The organism is Tenacibaculum holothuriorum, from assembly GCF_002120225.1.
Classification (GTDB): Bacteria; Bacteroidota; Bacteroidia; order Flavobacteriales; family Flavobacteriaceae; genus Polaribacter; species Polaribacter holothuriorum.
The window spans coordinates 37,847-58,830 of the sequence record NZ_LAPZ01000009.1 but is presented as its reverse complement, the minus strand read 5'-3'; the positions used below and the strand labels follow the sequence as shown (position 1 = coordinate 58,830).

The following is a 20,984-nucleotide window of genomic DNA, read 5'->3' as shown; positions in this document are numbered from 1 at the left end:
TTTATAGAAAAAACTTGCCTTTTGACATAGTACCTATGAGTAGTTGCGTGTGTTAGTACTTAACTTAGCAAGTACACACCAAGCTAAAAATCTGCAAGGATTTTCAGAAATAAGCGAGAGCAAACAATTACTCATAGCCTTTGTTGGCGTGTCGTTTTTTTAATCAGTTAATAGCTTTTTTCGATATTTTATCATTCGGATTATTAATTCAATCGGTAATGGTTTGCCCAATGGAAATTGTACAGAACCTTTTCCCCGTTTGTATTCAGTCAATTCAGATTCAAACTTTTCCATAGTCGTTGGGTGTGGATATAGTCCAACGTGTTTTTTATATCCTGCAATCATTATCTGCTGTTCCCTTTTTCCGTTTTCGACTAAAGCATAAGCTGGTATGTTATAGTTAAGAAGTTCGGTTGCATTAGGCTCAACTTCTAAAATACATTCTTTGATTTCCAAAAGTGCCTTTTTGGTTTGTTCGGGTTGAGCATTGATGTAATCGGTTACAGATTTGTATTGAGTTGTTCCGCTCATTTAGGTGTTTTATTCTGATTCCACGTATTTTTTGAAATTCTCAAGTATTGCTTGCCATCCTGCCCGTTGTTGTTCGTCTGTATTTTTTCCCTCTGCATCAAAGGTTTCACTAACTTGAATTTCATTTCCGTTTTGAGTGAATTCAATGTCAACTTTTCGTCCGTCTGACATCTTATAAGAAATCAGTTCTTTTTCAACAATTTTGTCGTATGTTCCTTCAAAATCAAATCCCATACTTCCGTCTTTAGCCTCCATTCGCCAAGAAAACTTTTTATTCGGTTGAAGATTGTTTTCAGCCCTAGGGCAGCACCATTCGTCAGTTGCGAAATTCCAATTCGTAATGTGTTCTGGTTTAGTCCAATAATTCCAAACTGTATTAATGTCGGCTTGAACAGAAGTTTTGACAGTAATTCTATCCATATTTCTAAATTTTTCTTGTTATCTCGTTTGCTTTCTTAAATGCAGCACAACGATTGCAAATAGTTATTTTCTATAATCAACTTACAAAAACAAAGATAAAAAATCTTAATAGCGTTATTACATATCGAAAGTGTTCTTCATAAACAAGAGTATACTAGTTATTCAAAAATAGACTTCGCCTCGTTATAAACTCGCTCAAAATTTTCCTCCAATTCTATCTGAGAAAACTGATTTGATTCCTCTGGTAATTCTCGTTGAATATTAGCCAATTTAAACTGTACTTTTTTATCCTTTCCATCTGCATAGGTAATGAACTCCCCTTGCTTTAACCTAAAGAATACATCTGCTCTAATTTTAGGAATTTCTTTCTCTCCAGTGGTTATGCGTGTATCAAAATCAAGGTTATGTCCACGACTTATGCTTTTGGTAGGGTCTTTAATAATTTCAAAAAAGCGTTCGTAATACTTTGCAGTATCTGGGTCATTTACCTTTCCAAAAAACTGGTAGGACAAATTACTCAAAATCGCCTTACTTGCCTTATCGCCATACATCATATCATTCTGAATTTTGTCTTGCATCACGTAAATAGTAGCGATATCATAGCTTCTTAATGTTGCAGGAATTCGATGCATATTCAAAAGGCGAATTGTTGGTGCTTCTTCCATCAATAAAAATGAAGGCTTAGAATTCCGCACGCTCATTTGTTTGGTAATAGTGTGAATAATGGTTGCAATCACGGGCGAATACGATGTCTCATATTTTGGATTGTTCACTACAGAAATAATTGCAGGCTTTTCTTCACTGTTTATATTCAATGGAACTTCATCAGCAGACAGTACCATAAAAATACGCTGCGTGCTAATGCGCTTTAATGCATTAGCCAAAGTACTTTTTACGCCAGCCGTCTGCCTGTCAGAATCCTTTCCGCTAATAAAAGCATCCGCCATAGCTCTTGATGTGGTATTGGTTTCCAAAAACTGAATAAGACTATCCGTGTCCAATAATTGATAAATTGCGATTAAATGTGGTAGCGTACAGTATTTAGGATAGTCCGTTTTTAGTTTCCAAATTAAGCCACCTATTAAACCTTCAGCAGCATCGTTAAAAAATTTTGTCGTGCCTGTTGTTACGGATTCCCGTTGTTCCAAAAGGTTTTCAATCAACACCCTAGAAACTTCGTTTACATTTTCCTCATTCTCTAAATAACGTGGTGCAATAGGATTTACCCTATGAATGATTTTATCAAAGGAAATGACCTTAAACGGAATATCACTATCCTTAAAAAGTGGATATGCCATTTCAGTCAGTTCAAAATCTTTATAGTCGTGAAGGATTCCGCAAAAACTTTCTTTCCGAAAATGTTTTAGAAATCCATATACAACGCTTTCGGTTTTTCCGCTTCCGGCGGATCCGATTACGGATGCGCCACGTTTGATGTTATCAACTTCAAATTTCCCTGATTTAGTTGAGAATTTTACTTGATATTTTCCATCCCTTTTACTCGTTGACTCATTATCATAAAAAGCATAAACGAATATTACTAATGATAGAACAGGCACTACAACATAAATAACTATTTCTGCCAATGACCAACTCATATCCCTATCGAACTTGATTTTATGGCTACTTCCGCACCACGTCTTAATCTTTTAAATACCCGAAGTGCAATTTGAGCTTGACTTACTGGAATACTTGGAATTACTGGAAATCCCGTCTTTGTAATCATTTTGAAAGCCAATGCTTTTTCATTAGCTGGTAGTTTCATCAAGGCAGCAAAATATAGCTTGGGATTTTTAACAAAATCTTTTCGTGCATTATAGGTTTCGGCAAAGTTTCGTTTATAGCCAAAAGTCTTGTCAAAAGTCTTTTCTGCTTTTTCAAAGAACTTGTCTCTGTCAAAACCACGTTTTACATTTTTACCGTGCATCTCAACTTCGGATGCTTTGTGTTTGCTTCCTGGGGAAAGACTGATGGAATTGGAAGCATCCTTCCTGCTGATTATAATATGAATATGACTTTGATTTCCTTCTTTCAACATTCCCTGGACAATCCTTTTTCCATTTTGTTGATGTGGTGCTTGTTGTTCTAATTTTGAAATTTCCTTTTGTATTTTTCTAATATTACCTTGAGCCCGACCTTCTTCAATATTTCGGATATCGGTTTTGAGTTGAAGTATTTTTGTGGCATATGGTTGATTTTCTCGAATCTGAATATCCGTACCCTTGAACGTTCGTTGATGCTCAATTTTAGCATAGTATTTTATGTCATCGATGGTAATAGGTCTTCCATTAATTTCTCTGTTGAAGCTGGCAACATAATCCTTCATCAGCTGACGAGTGTAGGTTTTTAAATCTTGACTATTGTCTTGAAGTTTACGCAATTCATGCTTTGACGGACTAACAGTAATTGAATAAAATTTTGGCTCTTTCTTTTTCAATTTTGCGGTATTACCATCAATCTCTTTTACCACTTCTTCAGCGGAAATCTCATCACCATATTGATTGAAAAAATGCTCCATATCCTGTTGTTCCAAGCCTTGATTTTCTTTCTCTAAATACCCAACAAAATCAGCTGAACTTTGTGAGTAATTAATTCCTAGTTTTTGTGGTGTTATTGTGATGTACATAGCCCAAAAATTAGAGTTCGTTTTTTATATTTCGCTTTTCGCGAAAGCGTACTTCTTTGTTTTCATCGGCATATTTCTTTTCAACTATCAAAGGTTTTTTATTAGGTTCTTCCATTTCAAAAAGTGTTTGAATCATCGCCACGGTAGGTTTGGTTTGGGTCTTTTCTACATCTCGCATTATGGCAATAACTGCATTGATTCTTTTTAAGAGTTTGGCTTCAATGGTTCGCCCAGTCGGACCTAATTTTTCCTTTGGTGAGATTTCGTTGTAGAAAAAAAAATCGAGCATTGTTGCCATCGCTTCGGTGTGCGATTTGAAGTAAGTCCGTGAGAATGTTTGAAAACGTTTTGCAGTTTCCTTTTTAAATCTAATTCCAGTAAATGAGTCCATATTTCGCCGATTTGTCGCAAAATCTTCTCTAAAAATGGGGGTTTCCAGCCCGTTTGTCGCAAACCGATGATTGTCAAAAAATTAGAATATGAATAATTAACTGATAATCAGTTAATTAAAATCGAAAAGGAATCCGAAACATCGCGTAGCGTGTTACCCTCTTGCTATTCCTTTTCGTCCCGCTCGCAGGACAAAAATCCATACAATCCGACTAAAAAGCCGATTGCCATTTTTAGGAAAAAATGATTCTCCGATATGTGATTTATTCGATGTGTAAGGGTATCGGCGAAAGTCGAAAAAATGGATAACCTTACTTTAATTTGTGAGCTGAATTTCAGCTAAATAAAGATACGTTTTTTTATTGAATTGATAATAATTCATACCAAAAAACACCTCGTAAATTTCAGAGGTGTTCGCTTGGATTTTTATGATGATTATATATTGAAAACGTATGTATAGGAATATAAATTTCGCATCGCTTCTTCTTCAATCATCGTTTCAAAACAGGTATGATTTTTATTTACGTATTTGCGAATACTATCGCCAAATTTTCGTTTCACATCTTCTTTGGAATTTTCCAATAATCGGTTCTGAGCTTCTTCGCTCAAGTCTGTAAAATTAAGATATACCATAGCTGTTAGTTTTACAAGATTCCATTATCAGAAAAACTATAATAATCGCCATCGGGTGCAAATATCAAATGGTCTAACAATCTGATGTCAAAAACAGATGCAGCTTTCTTTATTTTATTGGTCAATTTTATGTCTGCCTCGCTTGGCTCTAACTTGCCACTCGGATGATTATGTGCTAATATCAATCCTACGGAAAGTGATTTTAATACCGTGGCAAAAAGGATGCGCATATCTACCAAAGTTCCTGCAATTCCACCTTGCGAAATTTGGCAAATACCTTTTACTTTATTGCTGTTATTCAAGAGTACAATTTTAAATGTCTCTTGTAATTGCATTGTGCTTTTATCCCAATGTTCAAATAGGACTTCTGCAGCTTGTGCAGAGGATGAAACCTGAATCCAATCTTTGGATTTGACACCACCTTTATAACTTATTTTTATTTCGTTAACTTGTGCTTTCATTGTGCATATAATTAATGTGTGAATAATGAAAAAGAGGGCGCATCTTTCGACGGTTACGCCCTCTTTAATTTTTGATTTAATTATCGCCTTTACTTCCAAGTAAAAGGATTTCATCTGCTACAACTTCCGTAACATAGCGTTGTTCATTATCATCAGTTGTGTAGCTTCGAGTTTTTAGTTTTCCCGATATTCCAACTTCTTTTCCTTTGGCAACATACTTTTCTACTATTTCAGCAGTCTTGCCCCAGGCTACAATTGTATGCCAATTCGTATCTGTTTGCTTTTCGCCTTTACTGTCTTTGTAATACTCATTTGTGGCTAATGAAAAACGGGCTACTTTCTTTCCGCTTTCAAGATTCGTAACTGTTGGTTCTTGTCCAACGTTTCCAATTAACTGTACGTGATTTTTAATAGTACTCATAATTAAAGATTTAAAAAATTAAACATTGATTTGCCTGAACCATTCAGGACTTTTAAAAGTGAATTGTTTATCTAGTATTTGAATTACTGTTTCTAGAACTTAAAAGCACAATTTCATTTGCTTCTACTTCGGTTACATATCTTTTGATTCCATCCTTATCTATCAAGCTTCGTGATTTCAGTTTTCCACTCACGCCTATTTGTTCACCCTTTTTAACATAGCTCTCTACCTTGTCCGCCATCTTACCCCAAGCCACGACTGTATGCCACTCGGTTTCATCTACTTTTTTACCATTACTATTTGTATAGTATTCAATAGTGAACATTAATATCCGAGCTAGTTTTTTACCTTTTTTTGTTGTCTTAAATGTTGGTACGATAGCGACATTTCCAATCAATTGCACTTTGTTTTTCATAGTATTCATATTAAAATGTTTGAGTGATTTGTACTTTCCCTATTGATTTAAAACAGATTAAATTTTAAGGGGTGTTTGTTCTTTTCTTTCGTGCACCGCACAATGGATAGAGTGGGTTTTGTCAAGACTTTTAGGGTAAAATCAGGTGTGTTTGCGACGTAGAAAAATGCTCGCATTTTCAAGGAAGTAGAAACCTTATTTTACTCTAAAACTTGTATAGTCTTGACAAGTTCCATAAGGGCATTAGCAATTCTCTTAAACGCAGTTGCGTTTGAGCGTACCGACAGTTAAGCGAAATAAGCAGCTGTAGTTAAGTTAGAATTGGTTATGTACTGCCTGTTTTTCGACGACCCGAAAAACAATACAGGCTTTATCCATTATAAACCCCTTAAAATGTGTAAGACAACGGTTCGGTTTTTAAGAATTTTCGAGGAAGCACTCAAGAAGGGCTTACCGTAAATACTGTTAAGAAAACCGAAATGATGTCTTTCCGATGAAAAGCGGACTCAATTCGCAATTTTGGCTCGGGAATGTAGTGTTACTTTCCAGAGCATCGGGAAGGGTTAACGGAATGGAAAGCTGAAATTGTGGATTGTGTCCAAGACCTGTGTAGTGAAGCTCTTTTCCTGGAATGTAGTGGTTGCCGGCCTTTTTCAGCAGGCAAGCGTGGAATGAAGGGAATGTGCTGAGTGGGTAAATAAAAAAAGAGCCCTAAAAAGAGCTCTTTATTGTAAATGGCTGATTGGTCCTCAAATCTTATTTTCCCTACTGATTCATAGCCATTTCGTGGTCGTATTGACAACAACCTGGTAAATTTTTATAGGCTTCTTCATTTCCTGCAACTTTTTCGGTATCATAACCTGAAGATGCGATTGCTTTATGTATGGCCATTGCATTTGTTTTGGTATCATCAAAAGAAACATCAATCTTCTTTTTATCGACATCCCAATTTGCACTTGCTACACCATCAACACTAGTGGCTGCTTTTTCAATAGTATTTTTGCACATACCGCAATTACCTCTTACACCAAAAGACAAATCTGTCATAGCTATTTCTTTAGCCATTTCAGTAGTTGACGATTCAGTTTCTTTTTTGGTTTCGTTTTTACAACTTGTTAAACCTATAGCCATTATAATAGCTATACTTAAAATTACATTCTTCATTGTTTAAAATTTAATTGTTATTATTTTATTACTTGCTTTACTTCTCCACAGGTTAGCATTGCTTCACCAAAATATGGATTGATTACTTTTTCCTCTTTACTCAACCAGTATGCGCCATTGTTGTTGTCTGCCATAGGGCAAAATTCCACATACACTTTTTCCTTAACACCAAACAGTTGAACTGCGTTTATCAAGTGTGATGATAGATGTTTAAAATAGTCTCTTTGTGTTTTTATATCGGAAGTTTTAGAAATAGAACTTGAAGAAGATTTTATCTTATTTGCTAATGACATCCAATGTTTGTGAGCAGTTTTGTCCGACAACAATTTCATATCTACTTTGGCTAAATTTTTTAATAAACTTGTTGCATTAACCGTAGTGTTTTTAGAATCTTCTTTCACCAAGGCATCTTTTAAATTGATATAATCATTGAAAACAATTTTTAATTGTCCTTGAAATTTCTCTGATACTACCAATCTTTCATTCATATTGGTATGGTCACTTTCTTCATTTGATGAACTATTATTCATTCCTAAATGTCCCTCGTGACCAGTCATAGTTCTACCACCAACCTTATTCATCATAGACTTTTTCCCTTGTAATTGCGCAGCTGCATCAACAGTAAATGTACCATTGGTCACAATTTCATTACCAACAAACAAGCCCTCTAAAACTTCATATTCATTACCAATTTGATTGCCTAAAACAACTTCACGCATTTCAAATATTGTCTGGTCTGGATTAACTTTTAAATAGACTACAGAGCGTTCACCTGTCCAAAGAATAGCTGATGCTGGTATTGTCAATACTTCTCTGTTTTTATTTTCCGCACCATCAATATTTGCGGTAACGAACATTCCTGGCTTAAATAAATCATTTTTATTACTAAGTACTACTCGCAAGGTGACTGTTCTTGTTTTCGTATTTAAAATTGGGTCAATAAAATCTACTTTTCCTTTAAACTCACTATTAGCATAAGCGTTTGTAGTCACTAAAACTTTTTGTCCCTTTTTAAATAATTCTATTTGATTTTCATATACATCAAAATTTGCCCAAACCGTATTTAGATTTGCAATTTTCAACAATGGTTGACCTTGTTTTACATAATCGCCTTGTTCTACTAATTTTTCGGTAACTGTGCCTGAAACGGTCGCATAAACTGGAAAGTTTTCTTTTACTTTTTTGGTTTCTTCAATCTGATTAATTTGATTATCAGAGAGTTTCCACAACTTTAATTTATTTCGAACTGCGTTGTATAATGCAGGTTGCGATTCTTTTAAAGAAGCCGCCGTTATCAATTCTTGTTGTGCTGCATAGAGTTCTGGTGAATAGATGGTTGCCAATAATTGGCCTTTACGGATTTTTTCACCTGTAAAACTAATATTCAATCGTTCTATTCTACCCGAAAAATAGCTTACCTGTGCTACATTGGCTTCTTCATTTTCAGCAATTTTACCTGATAATTTAATCGTGTTGCCATCAATATTTCCTTTACCGACTATGGTTGTTTGAATATCGGCTAATGCCATTGCATTTTTTGTAAGTTTGAATTGGTCTGCCAACAAGCCATCACTTCCACTTTGTGCAGGAATTAAATCCATTCCACAAATAGGACAATCACCTGGTTCTGGCTGCATAATTTGTGGATGCATAGAACACGTCCATATTTGATTGGTTTCTGTAAGCGCATCGTGGTTATGTTCTTGTTCCTCTTTTGATGAGCTGCCAAACAGCAACCAACCTAATAGTAGCCCTGCTATTAATATACCTGAATAAATTATATATTTTTTCATAATGTTATATTTTCTTATTTCTTAATCTTAACGCGTTTACTATTACTGAAACAGAACTAAAACTCATTGCTAACGCCGCTATCATTGGTGATAGTAAAATGCCAAAGAATGGGAATAACACTCCTGCTGCGACGGGTATTCCTAAAGTGTTATAAATAAGTGCAAAAAATAGGTTTTGCTTAATATTTTTCATAACAGCATCGCTTAAGTTTCTTGCTTTTACAATTCCGTGCAAATCACCTTTAACCAAGGTTATCATTGCACTTTCAATTGCTACATCTGTTCCTGTACCCATTGCAATACCTACATCGCTTTTTGCCAATGCTGGTGCATCATTAATACCATCGCCTGCCATCGCCACAACGTGTCCTTGTTCTTGTAATTTTTTAACTTCTTCTTGTTTATTTTCTGGTAACATTCCTGCCTTAAAATGTGTAAGATTTAATGCTGAAGCAACAGCTTGTGCAGTATTATGATTGTCACCAGTGAGCATCACTACATCAATCCCTTTGTTTTTTAATTCTTTAATAGCCTTTGCGCTTGTTTCCTTTATTCTATCGCCAATAACTACATAGCCTACAACTTCACCTTCAATGGATAAGTACGAAACTGTTTTTCCTTGTTTTTGAAATGATTGAGCTTCATCTTTTATAGTTGATGAAATGGTTGCTTTAGCATATTCCATCATTTTATCGTTTCCTAGAGCGAGCTTTTTACCGTTTACTATTCCTTCAACGCCTTTTCCTGTAACTGCACTAAAATCATCTACTTTATCGATTTGTACATTCTGCTCTTTTCCATATTTGACAGTAGCTTCGGCAAGTGGATGCTCACTAGAACTATTTAATGAAGCTATGAGTTGAATTAATTCGCTTTCGCGAAAGCGGTCTACAAATGAGCCTATCTTCTCTACTGTTGGCTTTCCTTCGGTAATCGTTCCTGTTTTATCGACTATCAATGTATCCACCTTGTCCATTTTCTCTAAAGCCTCTGCATTTTTTATAAGTACGCCATTGCGTGCACCTTTTCCAACACCAACCATAACCGACATTGGCGTGGCTAATCCTAAAGCACAAGGACAAGCTATTATTAACACAGCTATGGCATTTACTAGAGCATAAACATAAGCTGGTTCGGGCCCCCAAATCGCCCAAACACCAAATGTTATTACAGCAATAATAACCACAATAGGAACAAAATAACCAGATACCGTATCTGCCAGTTTTTGAATAGGTGCTCGACTACGACTGGCATCATTAACCATATGTATAATTTGGGAAAGCAAGGTATCACTACCTACTTTTTCGGCTTTCATCAAGAAAGACTGATTACCATTAATAGTACCACTACTTACAACATCATTTTCGGCTTTGTTTATAGGTATGGGTTCACCTGAAATCATAGATTCATCAACGGTAGTATATCCCTCTATGAGAATGCCATCCACTGGTATTTTGTCACCTGGCTTGACACGTAGAATGTCTCCTTTTTCAATTTGCTCGATGGACACTTGTTCTTCCTGCCCGTTTACAACTCTTGTTGCATTGTTAGGCGCAAGCTTCAATAATTCCTTTACTGCCGAATTTGTTTTGCTATGCGCTCGCGCTTCTAAAACCTGCCCCATTAGTACTAAGGTGAGTATAACGGTAGCCGCTTCAAAATAGACGTGTACCGCACCAGATTCGGTTTTAAACTGTGCTGGGAAAAAGTCAGGGAATAGCATTCCAAAAACACTAAACAACCAAGATACACCTGCGCCTATACCAATAAGTGTAAACATATTGAGATTCCAAGTAGCAATACTTCGATAAGCACGTTCAAAAAACATCCACGTAGCATAGAAAACTACCGGGATGGAAATGGTAAATTGAACCCAATTCCACCATTTTTGTTCCATTAAAGCATACAATGGGTTGTTAGGAATCATCTCACTCATCGCTATTAAAAATATAGGCAATGTAAATGCTAAGGCTATCCAAAACTTCTTCAGTAATCTATTGTAAGTTTTTTCTTCAGCAGAAAGGTCTGGTTGGATAGGCACCAATTCCATCCCGCAAATAGGACAGCTTCCTGGTTTGTCCTTGACAATTTCTGGATGCATCGGACAGGTGTATTGTGTCTTAGACGTGGTTGAAAGATTCTGCTCTTCAACTAAATTCATTCCACAAACTGGACAATCACCTGGTTTCTCATAAGTTTTATCACCTTCGCAATGCATAGGGCAATAAAATGTACCAGTTCCTTTTCCCTTTGACGGTTCTTCCTTTTCTACTTTGGTATGACGATGTTCATCTTGATTATGAATAGTATATTTACCACCATCGTTTTTTAAAGCTTCTTGAAAGGTTTCAATAGAAATGTGTGATTCCATTTCAATAGTTGCTTCAGCCTTTTCTAAATCGACCGAAACATTGGTAACACTTTTCACTTTAGAAAGGGTGCTTTCTACGTGATTTCTGCAACCGTTACAGGTCATTCCGTGTATGTGATAGGTATGTTTCATCGTTTTGGTAGTTTTAATATTACAGTTTGATTTAATAATAAATCATCAATATGGCCTGCAATTGTATTATCAGTCGTTTTAAAATGTATATGCATATTGGTGGTATGATGGGTAAAAACTGCTTTATGTTTTGAGGAATAGAATCCTATAATTTGAACTTCTCGATTTTGCAGAGTTCCATTTAAACCAGACTCTTTATGCTTTTTGTGATTGTGGATAGTGTCGCCATCTTTCCAATTTATAACGTGCCAATCTACAGAAGCGATAGTACCTGCTAATAGGAAAGGAAACGGTTTTTCTGTATCAATTCCACTATTTGCGGCGGTTTTAAAAATTTGCTTTTCTAAATCACTTTTTGTTTTACTATTCTCAATTTGAAAAGAATCCCACGCTTCAATTTCTGCATATACTAATAGAGATGCTTTTAAGTTGTAAGAATCTTTAATCTGTAAACTACTATCAACCACAAAACTGTTGCTTGGTTGACCATCAAATATTTGAATTTCGCCTTTTAGGTCACCCACAGCACCAAGAGCGTATAGGTTTTTCATTTTTGAAAGTGTATCTAAATTAATAACGGGTTCAATGTTACCAGACATTATAGTTCTTAAAGCACCTGAATGTTTTACTTCAGTTGAGAACACTTTACTGTTGTTATCTCTACAGGACATAAAGGCTATTGCCAAAAATGCTAATACGTTTATATATATTAATTTGTTCATTGTTCAATTGGTTAAATAATTAATGATTGTGCTTTGAACATAATAGCTCTTAACTGATTCTATTTGGCTTATTTGAAACTTTAATTGTAGTTCTTGAATATCCAAAACATCATTAAAATCGATGGTTCCTGTTTCGTAACTTTTGATTAATATGTCCTCTGCATCTTTCGCTTGTTTTAGGTTTTTAGTTTGGGTAGCATAACTTATCCTTGTAGAAATACGCTCATTTATAGCCTTGCTTAAAAGTGTTTCTAGAGTATTTAATCGTTCCTGTTTTTTAGCAGTTATTTCTTGCTGTTCCAGTTCATTTTGCTTGGTTTGAGATTTGTATTTTTTATTGAAAATTGGAATTGACACCGAAACCATTGGCATAACGATATCCTTTCCGTTATCCGAGAAATTCATATCTGGCCTTTCAGAAACATTGATATAGTCCAAGCCAAAACCAATCATAGGACTACTTTCTTTTTGGTTAAGTAATTCTGATTGCTCTATGGACTGAAATAGTTTATCATACTTCAACAATTCGGGATGCAATGCTAAATTTTCAACATCAACTTCAAAGTCTACGGTAGGCATATTCAATTCATCAACTATAGTAACTGAAATATCATTTTCTCTATTTAAAAGATTATTAAGATTCGTTTGTTCTGCTAAAAACTGCTGACTTAAAACATCTTTTATTTGTTGCATTTCATTCTGACGCATTTGTAATCGCAATACGTCTACAGCGGATGCTTTACCAACTTGAACAGAGGTTAGAGCCAATGTCTCATAGGTTTCCAATAATTTAATGTTTTCCGTAATCACCTTTCGCTTCTCTTTGTTGGCATATAAATTATAATAGGATTGTGATACCGAAGCCATCAACCTCCGCTTTGTAATAACAATGTCTTCATATTTTACATCCGCTAATGAACTCACATAATTTTCTCTCGAAGTAATTGTACCAAACCAAGGCAACATTTGTTTTGCAGACACCTTAAAACGTTGCGCTCCTGTTCGTGTTTCCGGTTCGCTCACAAAGTAACCTACACCAAATTCAGTGTTTGGAATGGTATTGACTTCGTTTACTTTTTCGGAAGCTCTTTTGTATTGCAACTCAAACTTTTGAATTTCAGGATTGTTATTTAAGGCTACATCAATAAGTGTTTCTAACTCCTGACTTTGTGCAGTAAGCACGAAGCATAAAGAGCAAAGTGCAAAGACTATTTTTATGTTTGATTTAATGTATTTCATTTTACAGTTCTTTTAAGTTGAACTTCAGATTTCCAGCTGTATAATACGGGAACTACAAATAAGGTTATTAAGGCAATCAGCATTCCACCAAAACTTGGGATTGCCATTGGAATCATAATATCACTTCCTCTTCCTGTAGATGTCAATACTGGTAACAATGCCAAAATTGTTGTAGCCGTTGTCATTAAACAGGGTCTGATTCGTTTTTCTCCTGCCTCAACTATCGATGCTCTAATTTCTTTTTTATTTTCTGGTGTGTTTCTATCAAAGGTTTGTGTTAAGTAAGTTGCCATTACGACACCATCATCTGTTGCAATACCAAAGAGCGCGATAAACCCAACCCAAACTGCTACACTTAAATTAATTGGATGCATTTGGAATAAGTCTCGCATATTTTCCCCAAAGAAGTTGAAATTTAAAAACCAATCTTGACCATAGAGCCATATCATTATAAAGCCACCTGCAAAAGCTACTGCTATACCTGTAAACACCATTAATGAAGTTCCCACAGAGCGGAATTGGAAATAAAGGATTAAGAAAATGATAGCCAATGCTAGTGGTACAACAACAGATAGCGTTTTTTCTGCTCGTAACTGATTTTCATACGTTCCTGTGAATGCATAGTTGATTCCTTTTGGCACAATTAGCTCACCAGAATCTATCTTTTCTTGAATCAATGCTTGTGCATTTTCAACAACGCTTACTTCTGCAAAACCAGCTTGTTTATCGAACAGTACATAACCTACTAAAAAGGTATCTTCACTCTTAATGACTTGTGGCCCTTGTTCGTAACGAATGGTCGCCAACTCGCCTAATGGAACAGGACTTCCTTTCTCGACAGGCACATAAATTTGTTGTAAGTCTGTTGGATTTGCTCGTAATTCTCTTGGGTATCGCACACGAACACCATAGCGCTCACGACCTTCAACCGTTTGTGTTAAAACCATACCACCAACTGCCACTTTTAATACATCTTGAACATCTTGTATTGAAATGCCATATCGTGCGATTTTCTCTCTATCAATATCAATTAACAAATAGGGTTTACCAACAATGCGGTCAGCAAAAACAGCTTCTTTTTTAACACCTTCTGCATCCTTGATGATGTTCTCTAATTGGACGCCAAACGCTTCAATTTGCTTTAAGTCTTGTCCTTTCACCTTAATTCCCATAGGTGCTCGCATTCCTGTTTGAAGCATTACCAATCGGGTTTCAATAGGTTGTAGCTTTGGTGCTGACGTAACACCTGGCAATTTGGTCACTTTGACTATTTCATTCCAAATATCGTCTGGTGATTCGATTTCTGGTCGCCAATTACGATAGTATTCACCATCGTCATCTTCGATTAGTTGAGAGCTTTGGATATTTAACAAAGTTGATTTATTAATCGCTTTGTTCTCTACTGCGCTCGAACTGACAGCTATATTTTCGTTATGAATTAATCGACCATCTTTTAATTCAAATAAACCATCCTCATTGACTTTGTAGCGTTGTCTTTCTCCATCTGCATTCAGCATATATTCTGATTTATACTGAATGATGTTCTCATACATTGAAAGTGGTGCTGGGTCTAACGCTGATTCTGTTCTACCTGCTTTACCTACAACTGTTTCAATTTCTGGAATACTGGCTACTGCCATATCTAATTGCTGTAAAACTCGTTTATTTTCTTCTACACCAGAATGAGGCATAGAGGTTGGCATTAGTAGAAATGAGCCTTCATTTAAGGATGGCATAAACTCTTTGCCTGTGTTCTTCATAATGAAAAACCCTGCAATTACAATAGCTGTTGGTACAGATAGAAACAATAATTTATTATCTAAGCACCACCTTAAAATACGTGTGTAGTATTTGATAAATAATGAGAAAACGCCTAATAAACCAAAGCATATAACACTTACAAAAATGAGATTCCAAAAGATGCTTTTATCAACGCCTAATGGTCGCCAATATTTGGCTAACAAGAATATTATCGCAGATGCAGAAATAATGATATTGATAAGATTAGTTTGTTTGTCTGTTATCTTATTTTTAAGATTGAGAAGTGCTGTAATTCCAAAAGCTATCAAAATCAATCCTAACCAATACCCAAAGACTATTGCTACGATTCCTAAAGCTATTAAAACACCATTTAGAACATATTTAAAAGTGTTTTTAATGCTTTTCTTTCTGAATAAAAAGGCAGCAAAAGGTGGAATTAAAAATAAGGCTACAATTATCGAGGCTGTTAATGCAAAGGTTTTTGTAAAGGCTAATGGTCTAAATAATTTTCCTTCTGCACCAATCATAGTAAATACAGGAATGAAACTGATTATTGTTGTCATTACTGCGGTAACGATTGCACCAGATACTTCGGCTGTGGCGTTATAAACTACCGTATTAATGGGTTTTGCTCCGTCATCTTCATCCAAGTGCCTAATAATGTTTTCTGAAAGTATGACACCTACATCTACCATTGTACCAATAGCAATTGCAATACCTGATAAAGCGACAATGTTTGCATCTACACCAAAGAACTTCATAGCTATAAACACCATTAAAACTGCAACAGGCAATAATCCAGAAATTAATACTGAAGCTCGAAGATTAAACACCATAATGATAATAACCAAAATGGTAATAAGAATTTCTAAAGTCAATGCTTCGTTTAGTGTGCCTAATGTTTCTTGAATTAACAAGGTTCTATCATAAAAAGGAACAATTGTGACTTGTGATGTTCTTCCATCAGATAATACTTTTGAGGGTAATCCTGCACTTAATTCGTTAATTTTCTCTTTTACATTATTGATTACTTCCATTGGGTTTGCGCCATAACGCGCCACTACAACAGCACCTACAACTTCTGCACCTTCTTTATCTAATAAGCCACGTCTGGTTGCAGGACCTAATGATACTTTTCCAATGTCTTTAATTCGAATTGCTGTATAATCTTCGGAAGTAACTACTGCATTTTCTATGTCTGAAATGGATTTTACATACCCTAAACCGCGTACTAAATATTCTGCATTATTGATTTCAATAGTTTGTGCACCGATGTCTTTATTACTTTCCTTAACGGCTTTTACAATATGATGCAAACCTATATTATATTGACGCATCAATTCAGGATTAACATCTACTTGGTATTCTTGAACATAACCACCAATAGAGGCTACTTCAGAAACTCCACTTGCAGAGGATAGCGCATATTTAACGTAGTAATCTTGAATACTTCGTAGCTCTTGTAAATCCCAACCGCCAGTAACGTTTCCGTTTTCATCACGTCCTTCAAGTGTGTACCAAAATATTTGTCCTAATCCTGTTGCATCTGGACCCAAAGCAGGATTAACACCTTCAGGTAATAAACCACTTGGTAATGAGTTTAATTTTTCGAGAATACGACTTCTACTCCAGTAAAATTCTATGTCTTCTTCAAAAATGATATAGATACTTGAAAAGCCAAACATAGACGAACTACGAATGGTTTTTACTCCAGGAATACCTAACAAGGACGTGGTTAACGGATAGGTAATTTGGTCTTCTATATCTTGTGGTGAACGACCACCCCATTTGGTAAATACAATTTGTTGGTTTTCACCTATATCTGGAATAGCATCTACAGCGACAGGATTACTTGGCAAAAAACCTGTATCCCAATTAAAAGGTGCGTTTACTGTTCCCCATCCTACGAAAAGGACGAGTAGTAGTACTGCTACGAGTTTATTCTCTATAAGAAATTTGATTGCTTTATTAAGCATATAGTTTGATTATTAAACAGTTAGACATTGGTGTTGAGAAAACACCGAATACAACAAATTATCCACATAGCATAAAGCCATAGGATAACACAGTCTATAGTTTAAAAATCAAATTAAATACGTCTCGTCAATCTTGAAGATTTGCCTGACGACGAGTGGTGGTTTGTATTCTTCATAAGAAGATACATTATTATCTAAACCTTCGAAGAGATTAATATAGGTATGAACAAATGAAGCTATGAATACTTGTTGCTCAAACGTAATTTTGTCTAATTGTAGTTGTAGTTTGTCTTGACCTTCAACTACTAATTGTTCATCATCACAACAATTTTTCTTTGTAATAGCGCAACCTTCTGTTGATGGCTTGTCCATTTCCATACCGCAACCTTTAGCTTTTTGGAAAATAGCCGTTTCTACTAAATTACCTCCACAATAATGCATATTTACAGTAAATGACAACGTAGAAAATAATACTACGAAAGCCATTACCAAAGACATTATTTTATGGAATATTTGTTTCATTGCAAATACAAAGGTACGAAAATTCGAAATATTATGTAAGCTTCCCTTTTTCGAGAAGTGTTATCGTTTTGGAAAGCTGAAATTGGAGACTGTGTCCAAGACTTTTGTAGTGAAAGTCTTTTCCTGAAATGAAGTGGTTGCCTGCTTTTTTTAGGCAGGCAGACGCGGAATGTAGGGCAATGTGCTGAATCGGTTATGAAAAATTAAATACTATTAGTTAAAAGGAACTTTTAATACTTAATTCCAAATCCTTTAAAATCCTCTATTGAATAATCAGAATTACTAGAGTACTTTGGGTTTTCAAAATATCCAAGTTCTTGTTGAATTTCTCTAGCTTGTTTAATAAAATCATCAGAGGTCTCAGGGATGTAATGATAGCAAATATCATAAACACTGTCACCTTTTCCATTAGTACCAATTCCTATTCCAATAACGGTATTTACAGAAGGATTTAAGTATCGTGCAACAATACATCTCAATTCTAACTCTTTCTCCTTGCCATCCCAATTTTTCATAGTTAATGGCATAAACACATACATATGTTTAGCATCTTTCTTAGGAAGTAGCATTCTACCCTTTGATTTCCTTTTAATAGCATTATCAAGAGCCAGGCCCAATTCTGTTCTATGTATTCGGTCTTCTTGATTTATTATTCGAATGGCGCTTTCTAAATCTTGAATTCGCTGATTATTAGTGCCGTCTTTAATATGATAAGTGTGTAAATGCGCTATCATATAATCCCAAATAAAACTAGGTACAATACGTTTCCTCCAATCCCTATAATCTTCTGACTTAATGTAACTTTCCCAAAGTCCTCCGGAACCAGCTATCGAATCAACTGGATAGTCAAATTCAAGACCCGTTTGAATATAGAGCGCAAAAAAATCGGTTTCTTCTGGAAGTAACATATGATTTGAAATAAGAAAATTCTCTTTCGCTTTTAAATATCTTGTAAAGTCAGTTATTGTGTCGAGCTCGCTAATAATTGTTGCTGTTGATTTTTCGTCAAATACGTGCACAAAACCCCTGTTATTTATTCCCATTGGTAAGGGAAAATCGTAATCACTTCCAAATGCAATTGCGATTCTATAAATGGTCCGTACTTTTATATCTGGCAGAGTAACCTTTGTAACACCATTTTTTAATTTTATTTCGTTAACATTTTTTAAAAACCTTTCTGCTCCATAAAGCTGTTGAATTGAGTCGTCAACAGCTTTTTTAACCCATCTTGTATATTGGACATTTTTATCCTTGTGGTTTGAAACTTGAATGTCTTTAACAGAAATCAAGATAATTGTGTTACCGCAAACAACAAGCACATCACATAGCTCTTTGTCTTTCTTACCTAAAGGATTTGGAAAACTCCAAAATGGCAAAAAAGACTTTTCACATAAACTGGCTACATATTCTTCTGATGGTGTCATAAATCTCAATTATCCTTTTGTCCAAGTTTTAGTTTAGTTACACATATACACGGGCTATATTATGACTTAGATTATAACCTAATTAATCTCCTATTTTTTATTCTCATAACAACTCCACTGCCTTGTACCAATAGTAAAAAATAGACTTATCGGGCTGCCGCTTCAGTTTATTTAAAAATGTCCAGTCTGCATTTTCAATGGAAAGTCCACTTATATCTTGTCCGTTGTAATATTCAATTTCAATGGCTTTTGGTTGCAACAAAATTATATTCAAATAAGCCACTCTGGCTGAAGCCGCCAACGCTTCTTCTATTCTAAAATGTCCAGTCATTAAAAAGGCACTACCAAAACTGCGTATGCCTAGATTTAAATCGACAAATCTCTTTTTTGTTTCGGCAGTTGGGTTGCGCTCTCTTCTGGCAATAATGGCACAGGTATTTATAGAATCCCACAACACATCGGTTTCTGTAAGCTTTCTACTGCTAAAATCTTTATCCGAGCTTCTGTAAGATATTTCCGCTTTCGCGAAAGCAGAAAAACTTTTTTTTACCATTTCCATATCGGTAATGTTCTCAAACAATTTCGCTAAATCGAATAACTGTTTACAGATTTCCATAGCAAATAACTGGTCGCCTTTATAATATGGAATGCCAATTGTTTCTGGTGCAAAAGCAGTAAGTTTGTCACCGCAAATGGAATTCACTGAGGGTGTAGTAATAGCTGTTATGGGTTTATCAACCGACAACCAATGTATGTCGACAGAGGACTCAATAAGTTCTGGATAATGTGGACTGTCAAACAAGATGTCCAATAGAATAGTTCCAGGAACGTTTGGATTGTAAACCGAATCAAATTCAAAAGTGTAATGTGCCTTTGGAACACCTTCCTTATAGCTTCTACGCTCGTTCAATATGTGCTTTTTGAAATGTGAATTTGCTACGACTATATCCAAAATTTCTTCTAATTTTCCACGTTCAATATTCGAAATTATATCAATATCAATTGAAAACCGATTCCCTTCTTTAAGCAAGAGTACAAGTGATGTCCCTCCTTTAAATACAAAATCGAGTCCAGCTAATTTTAAATGCTCCAGTAGTGACAAGGCGTGCACCATTTTTTCGAGAATGGTCACATTTATGGATTTATGTTCTTTTTTTACACGGAAGCTATCTAACCATTCCTTTGTAAAACTTTTGTTGTCAATCATATTGTATGTCCTCTAGAAAATTTGGAATATAATTCCCGATAAATTGTTTGATTTCCTGTTCTTTTCTGCGTCGTTTTGCATAACTAAACAGTTTTGTAAAATTTATACTGTATCTATCTATGATTTTCTCATAGATGTTTACCATTTCTGAACCTTGGTAAAAATGAAACAGGTTTTCATCAGCAAATAAATCCACCATTATTTTTTCAAGTGTTGCAATAGGCACAATACTTTTCTTATTTTTTATTTTTTGAAGAGGCGCTCTAGATACCAATCTTTTTATAACAACAGGCACATTACTTTCTGAAATGTAGAATTCAATTTCTTTGTCATCGGGATTCAAGAAAAAATCCATTCGCATACTGTCATTGAGATAATAATAAAGTGAGTCTGCAAATTCTTTTTCTACTTCTACAATAATCATTTGGTTGGATGTCTGGTGCTGAGTAAACTCATTCAGCCATTGAGTTTCCCAAATAGCATATTTAATATCTGCAAATCGCTCATTAGTTTTACGGGCTATTTTGAAAAGATGTTCTGAAAGTATAGGTTTGTACTTTGGCTTATATGAAATAACATATAATCCACGACCGATAGTTTTAATAATATCCTTTTTTTTAAGGTCATAGACACGCCATCTAAAGGTGGTTTCCTTTAGGTTGGGTTCAAACTCTCGATAGAATTCATAAAGCTCATCCTTCTCAAAAAAATCTCTTCCTTTAAAATGAGCTATTAATTTGTTTTCAATGATTTTAGGCATTATTACTAATTCAAAC

General features: G+C 35.2%; 19 protein-coding genes. All 19 read right to left on the bottom strand.

Annotated elements, in window-relative coordinates; translation table 11 throughout:
* Positions 1–159 precede the first annotated feature (159 nt).
* The gene (locus WH52_RS10760) at positions 160–531 is read right to left on the bottom strand and encodes an iron chaperone (RefSeq protein WP_086030958.1); all 372 of its coding nucleotides are present in this window, start codon (positions 529–531) and stop codon (positions 160–162) included.
* Between the two features lie 9 nt (positions 532–540).
* Positions 541–951: an SRPBCC family protein gene (locus WH52_RS10755; protein WP_086030957.1), complete on the bottom strand. Its 411-nt coding sequence runs from the start codon at positions 949–951 to the stop codon at positions 541–543.
* A gap of 158 nt (positions 952–1,109) precedes the next feature.
* Positions 1,110–2,549: a type IV secretory system conjugative DNA transfer family protein gene (locus WH52_RS10750; RefSeq protein WP_086030956.1), complete on the bottom strand. Its 1,440-nt coding sequence runs from the start codon at positions 2,547–2,549 to the stop codon at positions 1,110–1,112.
* Entirely contained in the window at positions 2,546–3,577 is a 1,032-nt protein-coding gene (gene mobB, locus WH52_RS10745; protein WP_086030955.1) for a MobB family relaxase, read from the bottom strand. Before mobB ends, WH52_RS10750 begins: the two co-directional genes overlap by 4 nt.
* Positions 3,578–3,587: 10 nt before the next feature.
* Entirely contained in the window at positions 3,588–3,968 is a 381-nt protein-coding gene (locus WH52_RS10740; protein ID WP_086030954.1) for a BfmA/BtgA family mobilization protein, read from the bottom strand.
* Positions 3,969–4,402: 434 nt separating this feature from the next.
* Positions 4,403–4,600 carry a hypothetical protein gene (locus tag WH52_RS15040; protein ID WP_086030953.1) on the bottom strand — a complete coding sequence of 66 codons (198 nt, stop codon included), beginning with the start codon at positions 4,598–4,600 and terminating at the stop codon, positions 4,403–4,405.
* Between the two features lie 11 nt (positions 4,601–4,611).
* Positions 4,612–5,061, bottom strand: coding sequence for a JAB domain-containing protein (locus WH52_RS10730; RefSeq protein WP_086030952.1), 450 nt, complete (start codon positions 5,059–5,061; stop codon positions 4,612–4,614).
* Between the two features lie 76 nt (positions 5,062–5,137).
* Positions 5,138–5,482, bottom strand: a complete 345-nt coding sequence (locus tag WH52_RS10725) for a single-stranded DNA-binding protein (protein WP_086030951.1) — start codon at positions 5,480–5,482, stop codon at positions 5,138–5,140.
* A gap of 67 nt (positions 5,483–5,549) precedes the next feature.
* Positions 5,550–5,897: a single-stranded DNA-binding protein gene (locus WH52_RS10720; protein WP_317041853.1), complete on the bottom strand. Its 348-nt coding sequence runs from the start codon at positions 5,895–5,897 to the stop codon at positions 5,550–5,552.
* A gap of 765 nt (positions 5,898–6,662) precedes the next feature.
* Positions 6,663–7,061, bottom strand: coding sequence for a heavy-metal-associated domain-containing protein (locus WH52_RS10715; RefSeq protein WP_086030949.1), 399 nt, complete (start codon positions 7,059–7,061; stop codon positions 6,663–6,665).
* A 20-nt stretch (positions 7,062–7,081) separates the two neighbouring features.
* Positions 7,082–8,854, bottom strand: coding sequence for an efflux RND transporter periplasmic adaptor subunit (locus WH52_RS10710; protein WP_086030948.1), 1,773 nt, complete (start codon positions 8,852–8,854; stop codon positions 7,082–7,084).
* Positions 8,855–8,858: 4 nt separating this feature from the next.
* Entirely contained in the window at positions 8,859–11,357 is a 2,499-nt protein-coding gene (locus WH52_RS10705; RefSeq protein WP_086030947.1) for a heavy metal translocating P-type ATPase, read from the bottom strand.
* Positions 11,354–12,079 (bottom strand): acetolactate decarboxylase, encoded by a 726-nt coding sequence (locus WH52_RS10700; RefSeq protein ID WP_086030946.1) that lies wholly within the window; start codon positions 12,077–12,079, stop codon positions 11,354–11,356. Before WH52_RS10700 ends, WH52_RS10705 begins: the two co-directional genes overlap by 4 nt.
* A 3-nt stretch (positions 12,080–12,082) precedes the next feature.
* A complete protein-coding gene (locus WH52_RS10695; RefSeq protein ID WP_086030945.1) occupies positions 12,083–13,318 on the bottom strand; it encodes a TolC family protein in 1,236 nt (411 codons plus the stop codon).
* Positions 13,315–17,055 (bottom strand): efflux RND transporter permease subunit, encoded by a 3,741-nt coding sequence (locus tag WH52_RS10690; RefSeq protein ID WP_086030944.1) that lies wholly within the window; start codon positions 17,053–17,055, stop codon positions 13,315–13,317. Before WH52_RS10690 ends, WH52_RS10695 begins: the two co-directional genes overlap by 4 nt.
* 108 nt (positions 17,056–17,163) lie before the next feature.
* Positions 17,164–17,577, bottom strand: coding sequence for an HYC_CC_PP family protein (locus WH52_RS10685; RefSeq protein WP_086030943.1), 414 nt, complete (start codon positions 17,575–17,577; stop codon positions 17,164–17,166).
* Between the two features lie 230 nt (positions 17,578–17,807).
* Positions 17,808–19,001 (bottom strand): nuclease-related domain-containing protein, encoded by a 1,194-nt coding sequence (locus WH52_RS15035; protein ID WP_233131552.1) that lies wholly within the window; start codon positions 18,999–19,001, stop codon positions 17,808–17,810.
* A 103-nt stretch (positions 19,002–19,104) separates the two neighbouring features.
* The gene (locus WH52_RS10670; protein ID WP_086030942.1) at positions 19,105–20,208 is read right to left on the bottom strand and encodes a nucleotidyl transferase AbiEii/AbiGii toxin family protein; all 1,104 of its coding nucleotides are present in this window, start codon (positions 20,206–20,208) and stop codon (positions 19,105–19,107) included.
* Positions 20,201–20,968 carry a DUF6577 family protein gene (locus WH52_RS10665; RefSeq protein WP_086030941.1) on the bottom strand — a complete coding sequence of 256 codons (768 nt, stop codon included), beginning with the start codon at positions 20,966–20,968 and terminating at the stop codon, positions 20,201–20,203. The genes WH52_RS10670 and WH52_RS10665 overlap by 8 nt, the downstream gene beginning before the upstream one ends.
* Positions 20,969–20,984: the final 16 nt, after the last annotated feature.